Source organism: uncultured Roseobacter sp. (assembly GCF_947501835.1).
In the GTDB taxonomy this organism is placed as follows: Bacteria; Pseudomonadota; Alphaproteobacteria; order Rhodobacterales; family Rhodobacteraceae; genus Roseobacter.
Genome location: NZ_CANMXR010000009.1, coordinates 127,167 through 143,246 on the forward strand (window position 1 = coordinate 127,167; position 16,080 = coordinate 143,246).

Consider the following 16,080-nt stretch of genomic DNA (forward strand, 5'->3'; position numbering starts at 1 on the left):
GCGGGCCTGTAGCTCAATTGGTTAGAGCAGAGCGCTCATAACGCTTTGGTTGCGGGTTCAAGTCCTGCCGGGCCTACCATAAATCACTTTTTACCGCATCAGATCGCCCGCGCGATCCGTCCCACAAAAGTGCCCGCCACATTAACCAAGATCGGTAACGGTTTCTCTTTATTGCTTTTTCGAATTTACCAATTTTGCAGAAAGCAAACATGTTTCGTAAAATTTGTGCTAATTCTCTTCCATGCAGTCGGCGCGGGGGCAACGGCGCAGTGTGTAGATTTTTGTAACGAGTTAAGTGTTGGGGATTGCCCCCTTTTTGCCGAGTTGAGTTTGGCAGGCGTTTGGGCGTGGTCAATTTTTCTAGCCTCTCATATGCCTTGCCGGCTCAGACACACTGCGCTGCCCCGCGCCGGTCTGGAATCACCGTTGAAACCTCCGGGAAGACGATGATGTCTCCAGACATCGGGTAGGATCACGCGCGCATGTCTTGCATTCTATTCAGGGCGCGCCGACCAAATTACCGCGCAATCACGATATCTGCTCTGAGACCGCCCAGCCGGACCGAGCTGCTCAACCGGAGCACCCCCCCGTGTGCGCGTGCAATATCGGTGGCAATGGCCAACCCCAAACCGACACCGCCGCCCTTGTCCTGGTTGCGTGCCGGATCCAGCCGTGTGAAGGGACGGGTCGCCTCCACCCGGCGGTCCTCCGGGATGCCTGGCCCATCGTCCTCCACCCGGATGCGCAGTGTTTTCTCAGTGAATAGAACCGAGACCTCCGCCATCGCACCGTAACGCACGGCGTTGGAAATCAGATTGTCCAGGGCGCGCCGCATGGCCAGCCGGTTCAGTGTCACCGTCCCGGTGCCATCGCCTTCCGACGGCATCAGCTTTACATTGCGCCCCGCCCTGCGGGCACTCTCCACAGCACTTTCCACCAACTCATGCGGATCAACCGGCTCAGTTTCGCCCTCACCGGCGGTTTTGACGAAGTTCAGGAAGGCATCAAGCATGTCCTGCATGTCATCCACATCCTGCTCCAGCAGTTGCCGCTCGTCATCTTCCAGCATCGACAGGCTCAACCGCATCCGCGTCAGGGGTGTGCGCAGATCATGGCTGACCCCGGAGAGCATCAGCGTGCGTTGTTCGATCTGCCGTTCAATCCGGGTTCGCATGTCCAAAAACGCATTGCCTGCGGCGCGTACCTCAACAGCACCGGCGGGAGAGTACGGCTCGTGGCGGCCACGGCCAAAGGCCTCGGCAGCACGCGCTAGGCGCTTGATCGGGCGCAATTGGTTGCGCAGATAGAGGATTGCGATCACGGTGATGAGCCCGCCGAAAAACAGCATGTTCACAAAGAGTTGGTGCGGGTTTGCTGCCGAGATGCGACGGCGGTCGAAACTGATCTTCGCGGGTCCGTACCTGGTTTCCGCATAGACATGCACCCGGCGGTTTTCGGTTAGATCAACGCTGATGATCTGAGGGATCTGACTGGGCAGGCGGCGCACAATCACGCGGCCCGAAAAATCGTACCACTCGCGCATTTGTTCTTGTGGCACCTGGGCTCGGGTGACGGGCACCACCGTGATCGCCAGTTGCGAGGCGGATTGGATGACGGCGGTGCCAATGGACCCTCTGTCAGGCGCCCCCCCGATGATCGAAAGGACCAGCCGCAATTCACGCGCCACCGTATCTGTCATCTGCTGTGTGACGTCCTCAAAGTGGCGCGTCAGGAACAGCACGGTGACAACCAATTGCAGGAAAACAACCGGCAACAGCAGGATCAGGACCGCCCGCGCATAGAGGCTGCGCGGCATATAATGTTTGAGCCAGACGAACGACATGGGCTAAACCCTAGCGACGCCCCTGCCCATTAGAAAGAGCGAATGGCCATGCAGCCGCCAGATGATTTCAACCCGGTGATCGGCGCCCCGGAGCCGCTGCTGCCCGGTTTGCGCCGGATCGTGGCACCGAACCCCTCGCCGATGACCTATCGTGGCACCAACACCTATCTTTTGGGCACATCCGAGATTGCCGTGATCGATCCCGGACCGCAGAGTGTGGCGCATCTGGACGCGATCCTTGGCGCCTTGGAACCCGGTCAGAAGATCACGCATATCATCGTGACCCATGCGCATCTGGACCATTCACCCCTGGCGGGCGCGCTGCAAAAGGCGACGGGTGCAGAAACCTATGCGTTTGGTCCTGCACATGCGGGCCGGTCGGAGATCATGCAAACCCTGGCGCAGACGGGTCTGGTGGGCGGTGGCGAAGGGATCGACATCGATTTCGCGCCGGATGTGGAGGTCAAGGATGGCGATGTGATCCACGCGGCCGATTGGCAACTGGACGTCATCCATACCCCCGGACACATCGGCAATCACATCTGTCTGGGGTGGAATGACAACTGTTTTACCGCGGACCATGTGATGGGGTGGGCCAGTTCGCTGGTGTCTCCTCCGGACGGTGATCTGACCGATTTCATGGCGTCTTGTGCCCGCCTTCAGATGCGCGGGTGGCAGGCCTTCTTTCCGGGCCATGGAGAGATGATTTCGAACCCCGAGGCACGGTTGGCATGGTTGATTGCTCATCGCAAGTCGCGCGAGGCCGCTATCCTTGAGGCATTACAGGGAGGTGATGCTGACGCGCATAGTCTGGCACGCATCATCTATACCGACACGCCCGACAGATTGATGAATGCCGCCGCTCGAAATGTTCTGGCGCACCTCATTGATCTCAAAAGGAAAGATTCGGTTGAGGTGATTGGAAAACTGAGCGCCGAAGCCTTGTTCAGACTGAAATAGCATTTGATGCAGCAATTATCGGATTTCCTGCAAAATCCTCTGGACGACACAAATTGCCGCTGCTATATCGCCCAGACCGTTCCGGCGTAGCTCAGCGGTAGAGCAGTTGACTGTTAATCAATTGGTCGTAGGTTCGATCCCTACCGCCGGAGCCAAATTTCCCGATTTGTTATTCTCACCTGCTATTCGCATGATGTGCTGGTGCTTGTGGAACCGGCTCCAGATCACAGCCTGAGGCCGCTCAGCAAATCGCACCTAAGCGCGCAGGCGCTTACCTTTGGGATCAAACGGTGGTTCGTGCAGGATTTTCGCGCCATGGGGTTTTCCCAAAACCATGACATCGACATGATCACCCGGCACAGCGCCTTTCACATACCCCAGTGCCAGGCTTTTGCCGACGGTGTAGCCATAAGTGCCAGAGGTCACGCGCCCGACCCCTTCCCCCTCTTTGAAAATCGGCTCGCCGCCTGTCGCGTCGGCATTGGAGGCATCGGTCTGCGCGGCATCGATTTCGAGCAGCACCAGATGTTCCCGCGGCTCCTTGGCGAGCGTTTCCGCAACCGCCGCTTTGTTCAGGAAATCCTTGTCCATCTTGCACAATCGATCGAGGCCCACCTCCTGCGGCCAGTATTCGGGCGAATACTCGCGGCTCCAGGAGCCATATCCTTTCTCGACCCGCAGGCTCATCAGCGCCCGCGATCCAACCGGACCTGCGTCAAACTCTTGCCCGGCCTGCAACAGCACCTCCAGCAACCGCGCCTGATCTAGCGCGGCACAGTGCAGCTCCCACCCGAGATCGCCGGTGAAGGACACGCGCAGCGCCAGAACGCGGATCCCGCTCAACTCGATCCATTTGCTGGCCATGAAGGGGAAATCTGCAGTCGCAAGGGAGGTATTTGTCAGACGTTGTAGCATGTCACGCGACTTGGGGCCTGCAACGTTGAAGCCGCAGAACTCGTCGGTTTTACTCTCGAATGTGGTGCCCCCCGGCAGCGGCACTGCTTTGAAAAAACGCTGGTGGTAGCGTTCGGCCATGCCCGATCCGATGATCCAGAATTCATCCTCCGCCAACCGAGTGACGGTGAAATCACCGGCGATCCCGCCGCGCTTGCCAATCAGCGGTGTCAGGCAGGAGCGCCCGACAGATTTGGGCATGGTGTTGGCAAAGACCGCGTTCAACCAGCTTTCGGCATCCGGCCCCTTGCACCGGTATTTTGCGAAGTTGGAAATATCGATGATACCCGCATTCTCCCGCAGCATTCTGCACTCCTGACCTACGGGATCCCACCAGTTCTGGCGGGTAAACCCATCGGTATCTTCGATGCCCGGGACCTGTGCGTACCACAGCGGGTGTTCCCACCCGTAGTTCAGGCCGAACACCGCGCCGAGGCCTTTCTGAATGTCATAGGCGGGGCGTTTGCGCATGGGGCGGCCTGCGGACCGTTCCTCGTTGGGGAAATGGATCTTGAACCGATTGGCGTATTGGTCGCCCACCCGCGCCTTGGTAAAGGCCGCATCGGCCCAATCGCCGAACCGTGCCACATCCCAGGCGAACATGTCATATCGCGTCTCCCCGGTGACGATCCAATCGGCGGCCAGCAGGCCCATGCCGCCTGATTGTGAAAACCCCGGAATGATGCCGTTGCAGCAGAAGTAATTCGATAGCTCCGGCACCGGACCAAAGAGCACATTGCTGTCCGGTGACCAGATCATCGGCCCGTTGATCACCCGCTTGATACCGGCCTCGCCCACCGCAGGCACCCGCTCAATGGCGCGCATCATATTGTCCTCGATGCGCTCCAGATCATCGGCGAAAAGTTCATGCCCGAACCCCTGCGGCGTGCCCTCCTCGGCCCAGAACCGCAGGTCCTTCTCATAGGCCCCGACCAGAAGGCCCTTGCCTTCCTGCCGCAGGTAGTATTCGCCGTCCCGATCCGCGACGGACGGCAAGCGTCGGTCCAAGGCGTCGATTTCCGCAATCGTCTCGGTCACGAAATACTGGTGCTCGGTGGGTTGCAGCGGCAGGGTGATCCCTGCGAGGGTGGCCACTTCACGCCCCCAGAGACCTGCGGCGTTAACCACCCATTCGGTGGCAATATCGCCCTTGGGCGTGCGCACGATCCATGTGCCGTCGGGCTGCTGCTCTGTCCCCGTTACCGGGCAGAACCGAATGATTTCCGCGCCCGCAGCCCGCGCGCCCGCGGCATAGGCATTGGTCACCCCGGATGGGTCCACATTGCCGCCATCCGGCTCCCACATGATACAGCGAATGCCGTCGAAATTCACCAGCGGGTGCAACCGCTCGGCCTCATCGCGGTCGACCTCATGGAAGTTCATCCCGTAAAGCTTCGCCTTGGCCGCCTGCAGGCGCAGTTGATGCTCCCGCTCGACGGTCTGTGCAAGGTATAGGGACCCGGGCTGAAACACGCCGCAACTCTGACCCGTCTCTGCTTCCAGACCATTATAAAGGTTCATCGTATAATGCTGGATACGGCTGATGTTGGTGCTGTCGTGCAGCCCGTGAATATTCGCGGCGGCATGCCAGGTTGAGCCGGAGGTCAGTTCGTCCCGCTCCAGCAAAACCACGTCGGTCCAGCCCAATTTTGTCAGGTGGTAGAGGATGGAGCAGCCGATAACGCCGCCTCCGATGACAACGGCCTGAGCATGGGTGCGCATGAGGAAGGGTCCTGTTTGAGTGTTCTGCCCCGCATACTGGCGCGCGCGTCCACAGGGCGATTGCGCATTGGCGACATAATCCGTCGCGCGCGTACAAGGGGTTTTGTCCTGTGAGGAACAAGTGACTGCCTGCAGCATTGAGCTGACAAAGCGGGAAAGCTGCGCGCAATGCCTGCTTCCGGCCTGAGTTTTCCGTTTCCGCAGTGCGATCCTCAAGCTTCCCTAAGCGGCAAAATCTGTCGTTTTCAGACCAGCGAGAGCCGATGTGTCGGAAGATCATCCAGCCAACACCTGATCGGAGATCTCCATGAAAACCACCACCCGCGTTGCCATTATCGGCGGAGGCGTTGTCGGCGCATCCGTGCTCTATCACTTGACGAAACTGGGATGGTCCGATGTGATGCTGCTGGAACGGTCCGAGCTGACCTCCGGCTCCACCTGGCACGCGGCGGGCGGGTTTCATACCTTGAATGGCGACACCAACATGGCTGCGCTGCAAGGCTACACCATCCGGCTCTACAAGGAATTGGAGGAGATCACTGGCATGTCCTGCGGGCTGCATCACGTCGGCGGCGTGACGCTGGCGGACAATCAGGACCGCTTCGACATGCTGCTGGCTGAACGTGCCAAGCACCGTTTCATGGGGTTGGAGACCGAGATCGTCGGGCCGGAAGAGATCCGGAACATTGCGCCTGTGACCAATACTGACGGCATCATCGGCGCGCTTTACGATCCGTTGGACGGTCACCTCGATCCCTCCGGCACCACCCACGCCTATGCGAAGGCCGCGCGCATGGGCGGCGCCACCATCGAGACCCATTGCATGGTCCGCGAGACCAACCAGCGCGCCGACGGCACCTGGGATGTGGTGACCGATAAGGGCACGATCCACGCCGAACATGTGGTAAACGCAGGTGGGCTCTGGGCCCGGGAGGTGGGCGCGATGGCGGGTGTCTATTTTCCGCTGCACCCGATGGAGCATCAGTATCTCGTGACCGAAGAGGTCCCGATGATCGCCGAGATGATGGCCGAGGGCCGCGAGCATCCGCATGTGATGGACCCTGCGGGCGAGAGCTATTTGCGGCAGGAAGGTCGTGGCCTGTGCATCGGGTTTTATGAGCAACCCTGCCGGCCCTGGGCGGTTGACGGCACATCCTGGGCCTTCGGTCAGGACCTTCTGCCCGATGATTTCGACAAGATCGAAGCCAGCATCGATTTCGCCTATAAACGCTTCCCTGATCTGGAACGTGTGGGCGTGAAGAACGTGATCCACGGGCCGTTCACTTTTGCTCCGGATGGCAACCCGCTGGTCGGGCCGGTGCTGGGCATGCGCAACTATTGGTCGGCCTGCGGGGTCATGGCCGGGTTCAGCCAGGGCGGCGGGGTCGGCCTGATGCTGGCGCAGTGGATGATCGAGGGGGAAACCGAACGCGATACAATGGCGATGGATGTGGCGCGGTTTGGCGATTGGATCACGCCCGGATATACCCTGCCGAAAGTGATCGAAAACTATCAGAAACGGTTTTCCGTCGCCTACCCCAACGAAGAATTGCCCGCCGCCCGGCCGCATCGCACCACCCCGATGTATGACATCTTCTCGGGCATGGGTGCCGTCTGGGGGCAGCAGTTTGGCCTGGAGGTCCCGAATTACTTTGCGCAGGGTGACGAGCCGACATACGAGACACCATCGTTTCGACGCTCCGAAGCCTTTGAGGCAACGGCGCGTGAGGTCAAGGCAGTGCGTGCTGCGGTGGGCATCAACGAGTTGCAGAACTTCGGCAAATACCGCGTGACCGGCCCGCGCGCGCGCGCCTGGCTGGACCGTATCATGGCGGGCCGTGTGCCTGCGCCCGGACGGTTGAGCCTGAGCCCGATGCTGTCCCCCAAGGGCAAGCTTATTGGTGATTTCACCATTTCCTGCCTGGCGGAGGACCATTTTCAACTGACCGCCTCCTATGGCAGTCAGGCCTTCCACTTACGCTGGTTCCTGCAACATCAGGAAGAAGGCGTAAGCCTTTGTAATATCAGTGATCAGCGCACCGGCTTTCAGATCGCAGGACCCCACGCCCGCGATCTGCTGGCGGCGACCACCCGCAGCAACATCAGCGATATGGAATTCCTCGATGTGCGCCGCATGACCGTGGGCAGTGCCGATTGCATTGTCCAACGGGTCAGCTACACCGGCGATCTGGGATTCGAGATCTACTGCGATCCGATGGATCAGCGCAGCCTTTGGCATGCGCTCTGGGGGGCGGGTCAGGATTTTGGCATCACGCCTTTTGGCATGCGGGCCATGATGTCACTGCGGCTGGACAAGTTTTTCGGCAGTTGGATGGCGGAATTTTCCCCCGACTACACCGCCGCCGAAACCGGGCTGGAGCGGTTCATCAGTTTTAAAAAGAATGCGGATTTCATCGGCCGCGCGGCGGCGGAGGCAGAACGCGCAAAGGGTCCCGCGCGTCAGCTGGTGGCCTTTGAGGTCGATGCGGCGGATGCTGATGTGCACGGGTATGAGCCGATCTGGCTGGATGGCAGCGTGGTCGGATTTTGCACCTCAGGGGGGTATTCGCACCACGCAGGCAAATCCATTGCGATGGGTTTTCTGCCGATAGATCGCGTGGCGCAAGCCCCAGATGTCGAGATCGAGATTTTGGGTCAAATGCGGTCGGCACGGGTGATTACGGAGCCCCTGTTTGATCCTGACGGGGCACGCATGCGCGGCTGAGAACGCTATCTATCCCACCTTCATTGCGCTATGCTTTACGTATGACCGCACCGGCGCCTCCCGATCTGCCCGTTATCGTGCTTGCCGCCGGGCAGTCCAAGCGCATGCGCGGTGCAGACAAGCTTCTGGAACCGGTGGATGGCATGCCCTTGCTGCGCAGGCAGGCCAGTATGGCATGTGATGTGACAAAAGGACCGGTGCTGGTGGCGCTGCCACCGCGGCCACACCCCAGGTATCAATGCCTTGATGCGCTTGGCGTCAATCGGATCCCGGTCGAAGATGCCGCCGAAGGCATGAACGCCAGTATCCGAACCGCAATCGCCGCCCTGCCCGACGATGCGCCCGCGGCGATGCTCCTGCTAGGGGATTTGCCGGAGTTGACCGAGGATGATCTGAGGCAGGTCATGGCCGCCGTGGATCTGGACTCGGAAGTGCTGATCTGGCGCGGTGCGACGCAAGCGGGCAAAGCCGGGCACCCCATCGTGTTTTCCGCCCGGCTTTTCGACGCGCTCAAAACGATCTCTGGCGACAGTGGCGGGCGCAGCGTCGTGAAAGCGGCGGGGAACAACGTCAGGCTGGTGCCGCTTAGAGGCCATCGGGCGCGTATGGATTTGGACACGCCCGAAGAATGGGCGGCGTGGCGGGCGCGGCAGACAGGCTGACACCCGAAACACCAAAAACGGGAGGGTGATCCCTCCCGTTTTCGATCTCCGCACCGGATCGATCCGGCGCAGAGGCTGCATATTCTTTGGTGTGATGTCGCGCTACTTATTCAGCAATCGCGCTTCGTGCTGCTTGAGCGACCGCCGCGCGGCCTGGTAGGAGGCCACGCCCTCAGCGGTTTTCAATTGGGGAAAGAGGTGCTCCAGTTCGGTGCGCTGCGCGTTGCCAATGCCTGCCAGACTATAATCGCCGGGCTGAAAGCTCTCCGTCCAAACCCCGTCCGACAGAACCACTTCGTGCTGCGTGAACATGAAATGGATGTAGGTCGTCCAGGGCACATGTGCCGTCTGAATGCCCGGTAATCCCGTCAGATGTTTTGCGGCAACCAATACTTCGCTCTCTTCGAAATAGAGCACCGTCTTGTCGCTGGACACAAGCACACGGTGGTTCGGGCTGAGCAGCATATCGCGCTCCGGCAGACCACCGCCCAAGGCCCCCTGGCTGATCTTGATCGGTCTCAAATATGCGTGACGCGCCAACTCGGCTCCGGTCAGGCCGCGCGCCCCTTTCCAGCTGATCTCCTGAATGCCGTTATCACGGGTGATCACCCGGTCACCGGGGCGCAGATCCTCAACAGGACGCTGCCCGTCCGCCGTGGCAATCAGCGTGCCGGGGGTAAAGCAGATCGGCGTCGGCCCCCCGACGATGTTTTCAATGTCCTCGAAAACCAGCTGGCCGGTGGACACGCCGTCGGCGTTGAAAAACGTGACCACGCCGTCTTCGCGATCATCGGAGGTAAATGTCAGCGTCGATGTGCCGCCCGCCGCCGACCCGGTCAGATCCAGCGTATCGAAGTCGTCACCGCCGTCGCCACCATCAATGAAATCCCCGGCGCTCAGGTCGCGGAACGTGTCGCGGTCATCCCCCCCCAAAAGGGTATCCGCGCCCCCATCTTCGCCACCCGACAGCAGGTCATTGCCCTTGCCGCCCTCAACGACGTCCGATCCCGCACCTGCATAGATTTCATCGTCCCCGTCCAAGGCAAAAACGATGTCATCGCCTGCGCCTGCATAGACGATATCGTCGTCAGGCCCCTCCCCTGCAATGACCGCGTCACCCGCATCGATGCGGTCGCCCTCAGGATCCCCCAGATAATCAAGGTTGATCAGATCGTCAGCATCCGTGCCGGACACAATGCCATCGGGCACCACCGGGTTATTGATGATGTCGCGGTCATAAACGGCCACATAATCAATCTCGCCTTCAAAGAATTTGCCGTAGCTGTTTTCGCGTGTCTCGCGCGCGCCGAAAGTGAAGTTCTCGCCATCGTCATCCCGGGTGACCAGTGTCAGGCCGGTGGTGTCGAAATCGAAACTGGTCTCGGTATGTCGGGTCAGGTTTTCGACCCGCAATGTGCCGCCCTGATCGGCGGACCAGCCGTAAGTCACCACCACCTCGTCATCTTCAGAAAAGAGGTGCCTTTGCGTCTTCAGCCGCAGTTCGCCATCTTCCGAGAAATGCGTGACGGTGACGCGACCGTCGCCGGTGACCCCCAGCGCGAAGTAACCGTCCTGCATGCGGTCGTTGTATTCGCCGCGATTGATCAGAATGTCGCTTGATCGACCGGACTGATCCTCTTGCCTGAACCGCACCGCAATTGTACCTTCGGTCAGATCGAAAGGGGCATCGGGGCCTTTGGTCGAAAAGTAATCCTTGTGGCCGTCCAGTTCGAGTTGCCCATCGTCCGCCTCTGCATCTCCGAACAGATGACCGTTCTGAGCGATACCGTCTGCAAGCCCGGTGTCGTCGTTTTCGCGCCCCTCTGCAAAGTCCCAAAAGCCAATCAAGCTGGCAGCATTCGGGTCCCTTCCGCTTTCAGACATGCTCTTCCCTTTTACCCGTCAGCAGATCTTGGCAAATCTGCTGGCGTACACATCTCTTCACTCATCAACCAACAAGCACACGGGGTGCTCGATCATCGCATCGCTTTTCGCACTTCCCCCCTCAGGCCCGTCCCAGCCTGACAAAGTGCCCGCAGGGCCGGTACTGGGGCCCCCGTCAAAAAGCATGACATTCGTTTTAGGGCTGCAGATCAGGTCGACAAAGGGAAAATTGTCATAAAAACATCAGAAATGAGGCGGCGCCGGTGGTTCGGATCTGACTGGATGCCCGGAAAGGCGCCGTTTCTCAGGATCGTTTCCGAGCGATGAAAACCGCGCCGCCAAAATCTGCTTTTAAACCGGTTAGTTGGAAGATGATGCACAAAATTCAGGCAATTGCCTCGCGGCCACATGTTCTCAAATCGGAAACACCGACCACGCAGCGCACAGCGGCATCATTTCGCCACTTTGTGGCCTTCTTCTGCGCAAAAAAATGAACAATGTTCCAATATACGCAACACTGATGCCATCGCGCGCACGATGTATCATCATCGCGAATCGTACGCTGCGGTCGCTACAGCGTTGAAGTTATGAGAGATTTTCCCGATATACGAGCAATGCTGTGCTGTGGTACCCAAGGCCGGACTCGAACCGGCACGCCTCGCGGCGGGGGATTTTGAATCCCCTGCGTCTACCATTCCGCCACTTGGGCACAACATGAGCGACTTACCCCGTGACCGCGCTCCCGGCAAGAGGATTTTCGCGAAACATGCGGTGATCTGCTTGACCCACTCCCGATCTCGTGGTCTGCCAAGCCAAGTCTTTATCTGGAACGATTTCTCTCATGTTGCGCAAACTCTACGACTGGACCTTGAGCATGGTGGATCACCCCCGTGCTTTGTGGGTTCTCGCCTTTATCAGCTTTATTGAGAGTTCGGTTTTCCCCATCCCACCCGACATCCTGATGATCCCGATGATCATCGCGCGCCCGTCGCGCGCCTGGCTGATTGCGGGCGTTGCCCTGGTGTTTTCGGTGCTGGGGGGCATCTTGGGCTATGCCATCGGGGCTTTCGCCTTTGAGACCATCGGTAAACCCATCCTTGAGAGCCTGGGCAAAGACGATGCCATGGCGGCCTTCAGCACCCGGTTCAACGATCTTGGCTTCTGGGCGGTTCTGACCGCGGGCGTGACACCCTTCCCCTATAAGGTCATCACGATCATGTCTGGCTGGACCGCGATGCCACTGGGCACCTTCATCGCGACCTCTATTCTCGCTCGCGGCCTGCGGTTTTTCCTGGTGGCGTTTCTGCTGTGGAAATTCGGCGCGCCGATCCGCGATTTCATCGAGCGTCGTCTGGGGCTGATGTTCACCCTTTTCATCGTATTGCTGGTCGGCGGATTTGCGGCCCTGAAGTACCTGTGAACCGGACGCAAGCGATAGCGGCGGCCAGTTTTGGCTCCCTGGCGCTTCTGCTCGGCGCATTTGCCTTTCAGCATCTGGGCGGCCTGCCCCCCTGCAAGATGTGCATCTGGCAGCGCTATCCCCATGTGATTGCCGTTGGGATTGGTCTGATCGCCCTGCGCCTGCGTAGCGATCTGTTGATCCTCCTCGGCGCGCTCGCGGCCTTTGCCACCGGCGCCATCGGCGTCTATCACGCGGGCGTCGAGCAAGGGTGGTGGCAAGGCCCCACCTCCTGCTCCGCCGGTCCGGTCGGGGGTATCAGCGCCGATGAATTGCTCGATCAGATCCTCAGCGCGCCGCTGGTGCGCTGTGATGAGATTGCATGGCAGTTTGCCGGGATCAGCATGGCCGGGTGGAACGCGCTCATTTCCTTCTCTCTCGTTGCCTTTTGGCTGATGGCCTTCAAGCGCACCTAGCTGGCCTTCCGCGTGCTCAGCAGCAGGCTGGTCTCGCTTGCGGTCACCCCGTCCAGGCGACGGACCCGCGCCAGCACACTGTCCAACTCTTCCAGTGTCGCGGTGCCAATCTCGACGATCACATCCCAGCGGCCGTTGGTCGAATAAACCCGACGCAGCTCTGGCATCCCCCCCAACTGCCGAATGATTCGATCCGTCCCGCGTCCCTCGATCGCGATCATCATCAGACCCCGCACCGGATCGGTCAGCCCGTCCTCTTTCATCACCACCGAAAAACCAAGGATGTCACCGCGGTCTTGCAATTTGGCCAGACGCGTCCGCACTGTGGCCCGCGTCAGCCCCAAAAGCGATGCAAGCTCTGACAGCGACGCCCGCGCGTTATGCCTGAGCGCGCCGATCAGTCGTCTATCCATTTCGTCCATATCATATGCCCATTTTGGTTGTCATGAGAACAATACGTACAAATTGAGTGCTTGTGAACACCCCGAAGTGATCAGTATTTTCTCTTCAACCCCAAATCGCAGAGGTAGTTATGACCCATCAGGCCTGTATTCTCATTGGTGCGCCCGTTGACAGCGGCAAGCGTCGGCGTGGCTGTTTGATGGGCCCTGATGCTTACCGCACCGCCGGGCTCGCCGAAGCGCTGTCGGACCTTGGTCACACGGTTGAAGATCGCGGCAATGTCACACCCGCCCCTTTCGCGCCAAAATCGCATCCCAAGATCCACGCGCGTGAAGAGACAATCGCCTGGACCACTGCCCTGGCAGAGGCGTCAGAGGCGGGGCTGAAAGACGGCCTGCCGATTTTCCTGGGCGGCGATCATTCCCTGTCGCTGGGCACCGTTCTGGGGGCGATGCGACATGCGCAAACCGTAGACCGCCCGCTCTTTGTGCTGTGGCTGGACGCCCATAGTGACTTTCACACGCCCGAAACAACCAACAGCGGCAACCTGCATGGCACCCCGTTGGGATACGTCACCGGGCGTCCGGATTTTGACGGTTTCCCTGACATTCGATCCCCGTTACCGCAGGATAACATCGCCATCATTGGCCTGCGGTCGGTGGACAGCGCGGAACGCGCGGCCTTGCAGGACACCACGATCCAGCGTGTGGACATGCGCGAGATTGACGAGACCGGCATTGCCAAACCGCTGACCGCTTTCCTTGACCGGGTGACCGCCGCCAACGGTATGCTGCACGTCTCGCTGGACGTCGATTTCCTCGACCCATCCGCCGCGCCCGCCGTGGGCACGACCGTACCGGGGGGTGCCACGATCCGCGAAGGGCATCTGGTGATGGAGATGCTGCATGACAGCGGCCTGATGACCTCGCTCGATCTGGTGGAGTTGAACCCCTATCTGGATGAACGCGGACGCACGGCGCAGGTGATGGTGGATCTTGCGGCCTCTGCCCTGGGCCGCCGTGTCTTTGACCGTCCGACCCGGGCCTTTTGATCATGCAGATGCAAGCACCCACCGACGTGGTGATGATCCGACCCCATCACTTTCGCTCAAACCCGGAAACCCAGGGCGACAACGCCTTTCAAACCACAAGTGCGGGAAATGTATCCGCCGCAGCCCGTACGGAATTCGACCGCGTGGTGGATCAGCTGCGCGCGCATGGCATCTCGGTGCATGATTTTGACGATGACAGCACCCACACACCCGACAGCGTTTTTCCCAACAACTGGTTTTCCACCCACGCGGGTGGCCATGTTGCTGTCTACCCGATGTATGCTGAAAACCGGCGTCGGGAGCGGCGATGGGATGTGATCGATCTGCTGAAACGTGACTACCGCGTGCAGGATGTCATTGATTACTCCGGGCTGGAACAGGATGGTCTCGCCCTCGAAGGTACGGGTGCCATGGTGCTGGATCACATTGGTCGGCTGGCGTTTGTGGCGCGATCCCACCGCGCCGACCCGGTCCTGCTTGAGCGCTTCTGCACGCATTTCAATTTTGAACCTATCGCCTTTGATGCGGTAGATGGCGCGGGACGTTCCGTCTATCACACCAATGTTCTGATGGCCGTCGGCACCCGTTTTGCCATGGTCGGGCTCGAGATGATCACCGATCCGGCGCGCCGTGCAACGGTGCAACAGCGGCTGGAAGAAACCGGCCGGGATGTGATTGCCCTTTCCGCCCATCAAATAGCTGAATTTGCTGGAAACGCGATTGAACTGACCGGCAAGGACGGGACGATTCTGGCGCTTTCTGCGCGTGCCCGTGCCGCGCTGAGCGCAGATCAGATCGCCCGCATCGAAACCCACGCACGGCTGCTACCGCTCTCCATTCCCACTCTCGAAACGGCCGGAGGGTCGGTGCGCTGCATGATCGCTGGTTTGCACCTGTCCCGCCGCCCTCGCAAAGGTGTCTGACATGACCAATATGGCCCCCTCCGACAAGGCGCTTGTGCCCTTCGTCTCCGTTGATCACATGATGCAGCTGATCCACCACATCGGCATCGAAGACATGCTGCGCGGTCTTGCCGATTACATCGAAGCGGATTTCAAGCGCTGGCAGCTCTTCGACAAAACACCCCGCGTCGCCAGCCATTCCGCGGAAGGGGTGATCGAGCTGATGCCAACCTCGGACGGGGAGGTCTACGGGTTCAAATACGTCAACGGCCACCCCAAGAATACCTCGGAGGGGTTGCAGACGGTCACCGCCTTTGGGTTGCTTGCGGATGTGGGCACCGGCTATCCGGTCCTGCTGTCGGAAATGACCATGCTGACGGCGATGCGGACGGCGGCCACATCCGCCCTTGTCGCCCGCGTGCTGGCGCCCGAAGGCGCAACAACCATGGCCATGATCGGCAATGGCGCCCAGTCGGAGTTCCAAAGCCTCGCGATGAAAGCCATCTGCGGGATCAACGAGGTTCGCCTGTTTGACGCGGACGCGCGGGCCACTGAAAAATGCGCAGCCAACCTTGCAAATCTCGGTCTGGTGGTCACACCCTGCACCACCGCCGAAGAGGCGATCCTGGGCGCGCAGATCATCACCACCTGCACCGCGGACAAGCAATATGCGACGATCCTGACCGACAACATGGTGGGCGCCGGTGTGCACATCAACGCCATTGGCGGTGACTGCCCGGGCAAAACGGAGCTTGCCTCGGCGATCCTGCACCGCGCGGACATCTTTGTGGAATATCCCGAACAGACCCGTATCGAGGGTGAAATCCAGCAACTGGACGACACGCATCCCGTGACCGAAATCTGGCAGGTCATGACCGGTCAGGCGGAGGGGCGCACGTCTGACAAGCAGATCACCCTCTTTGATTCCGTGGGCTTTGCGATCGAGGATTTCAGTGCCTTACGCTACGTGCGGGACCAGATCGAGACGACACAGCTTTTCCACCCGCTGGATCTGCTGGCCGATCCGGATGATCCCCGGGACCTTTTCGGCATGCTGCAGCGGTCCCGCTGAGCCAGACCCCACCGCATAGGCCGTTTTG

The 16,080-nt window shown here is 60.0% G+C and carries 12 protein-coding genes and 3 tRNA genes; 10 read left to right on the forward strand and 5 right to left on the reverse strand.

Annotated features, from left to right (window positions below):
- The first annotated feature begins 2 nt into the window (after positions 1 to 2).
- Positions 3 to 79: transfer RNA gene (locus Q1A20_RS18605), tRNA-Ile, on the forward strand.
- 438 nt (positions 80 to 517) lie between these two features.
- On the opposite strand, the gene Q1A20_RS18610 is transcribed toward Q1A20_RS18605, so the two are convergent.
- On the reverse strand, positions 518 to 1,843 hold the full coding sequence (locus Q1A20_RS18610; protein WP_299409381.1) for an ATP-binding protein: 1,326 nt from the start codon (positions 1,841 to 1,843) through the stop codon (positions 518 to 520).
- Between the two features lie 48 nt (positions 1,844 to 1,891).
- Between Q1A20_RS18610 and Q1A20_RS18615 the strand changes: the two genes are divergently transcribed.
- Together Q1A20_RS18615 and Q1A20_RS18620 are read left to right on the forward strand one after the other, a co-directional pair.
- Positions 1,892 to 2,803, forward strand: a complete 912-nt coding sequence (locus Q1A20_RS18615; protein ID WP_299918085.1) for an MBL fold metallo-hydrolase — start codon at positions 1,892 to 1,894, stop codon at positions 2,801 to 2,803.
- Positions 2,804 to 2,883: 80 nt separating this feature from the next.
- Positions 2,884 to 2,958, forward strand: a tRNA-Asn gene (locus Q1A20_RS18620).
- 100 nt (positions 2,959 to 3,058) lie between these two features.
- Here Q1A20_RS18620 and Q1A20_RS18625 read toward each other — a convergent pair.
- Complete coding sequence (locus tag Q1A20_RS18625; protein WP_299918087.1) at positions 3,059 to 5,479, reverse strand: FAD-dependent oxidoreductase; 2,421 nt, start codon at positions 5,477 to 5,479, stop codon at positions 3,059 to 3,061.
- 307 nt (positions 5,480 to 5,786) lie between these two features.
- Here Q1A20_RS18625 and Q1A20_RS18630 point away from each other — a divergent pair, with 307 nt between their 5' ends.
- Complete coding sequence (locus Q1A20_RS18630; protein ID WP_299918090.1) at positions 5,787 to 8,204, forward strand: FAD-dependent oxidoreductase; 2,418 nt, start codon at positions 5,787 to 5,789, stop codon at positions 8,202 to 8,204.
- A gap of 41 nt (positions 8,205 to 8,245) precedes the next feature.
- Complete coding sequence (locus Q1A20_RS18635) at positions 8,246 to 8,866, forward strand: nucleotidyltransferase family protein (protein ID WP_299918092.1); 621 nt, start codon at positions 8,246 to 8,248, stop codon at positions 8,864 to 8,866.
- A 102-nt stretch (positions 8,867 to 8,968) separates the two neighbouring features.
- Here the strand turns inward: Q1A20_RS18635 and Q1A20_RS18640 are convergent, their stop codons facing one another.
- Positions 8,969 to 10,750, reverse strand: coding sequence for a Hint domain-containing protein (locus tag Q1A20_RS18640; RefSeq protein WP_299409395.1), 1,782 nt, complete (start codon positions 10,748 to 10,750; stop codon positions 8,969 to 8,971).
- A 625-nt stretch (positions 10,751 to 11,375) separates the two neighbouring features.
- A tRNA-Leu gene (locus Q1A20_RS18645) sits at positions 11,376 to 11,459 on the reverse strand.
- A 132-nt stretch (positions 11,460 to 11,591) separates the two neighbouring features.
- On the opposite strand from Q1A20_RS18645, the gene Q1A20_RS18650 reads away from it, so the two are divergent.
- Together Q1A20_RS18650 and Q1A20_RS18655 are read left to right on the forward strand one after the other, a co-directional pair.
- The gene (locus tag Q1A20_RS18650; protein WP_299409400.1) at positions 11,592 to 12,170 is read left to right on the forward strand and encodes a YqaA family protein; all 579 of its coding nucleotides are present in this window, start codon (positions 11,592 to 11,594) and stop codon (positions 12,168 to 12,170) included.
- Positions 12,167 to 12,625, forward strand: a complete 459-nt coding sequence (locus Q1A20_RS18655; protein ID WP_299409403.1) for a disulfide bond formation protein B — start codon at positions 12,167 to 12,169, stop codon at positions 12,623 to 12,625. The genes Q1A20_RS18650 and Q1A20_RS18655 overlap by 4 nt, the downstream gene beginning before the upstream one ends.
- Here Q1A20_RS18655 and Q1A20_RS18660 read toward each other — a convergent pair.
- Entirely contained in the window at positions 12,622 to 13,047 is a 426-nt protein-coding gene (locus Q1A20_RS18660) for an Lrp/AsnC family transcriptional regulator (protein ID WP_299409406.1), read from the reverse strand. The genes Q1A20_RS18655 and Q1A20_RS18660 overlap by 4 nt on opposite strands.
- A 110-nt stretch (positions 13,048 to 13,157) precedes the next feature.
- Between Q1A20_RS18660 and rocF the strand changes: the two genes are divergently transcribed.
- From rocF to Q1A20_RS18675, 3 genes are read left to right on the forward strand one after another with little or no spacing between them, the layout of a single operon-like run.
- Positions 13,158 to 14,078, forward strand: coding sequence for an arginase (gene rocF, locus Q1A20_RS18665; RefSeq protein WP_299409410.1), 921 nt, complete (start codon positions 13,158 to 13,160; stop codon positions 14,076 to 14,078).
- Positions 14,078 to 15,001 carry a citrulline utilization hydrolase CtlX gene (ctlX, locus tag Q1A20_RS18670; protein ID WP_299409601.1) on the forward strand — a complete coding sequence of 308 codons (924 nt, stop codon included), beginning with the start codon at positions 14,078 to 14,080 and terminating at the stop codon, positions 14,999 to 15,001. The genes rocF and ctlX overlap by 1 nt, the downstream gene beginning before the upstream one ends.
- Position 15,002: 1 nt before the next feature.
- Positions 15,003 to 16,052 (forward strand): ornithine cyclodeaminase, encoded by a 1,050-nt coding sequence (locus Q1A20_RS18675; protein WP_299409413.1) that lies wholly within the window; start codon positions 15,003 to 15,005, stop codon positions 16,050 to 16,052.
- Positions 16,053 to 16,080: the final 28 nt, after the last annotated feature.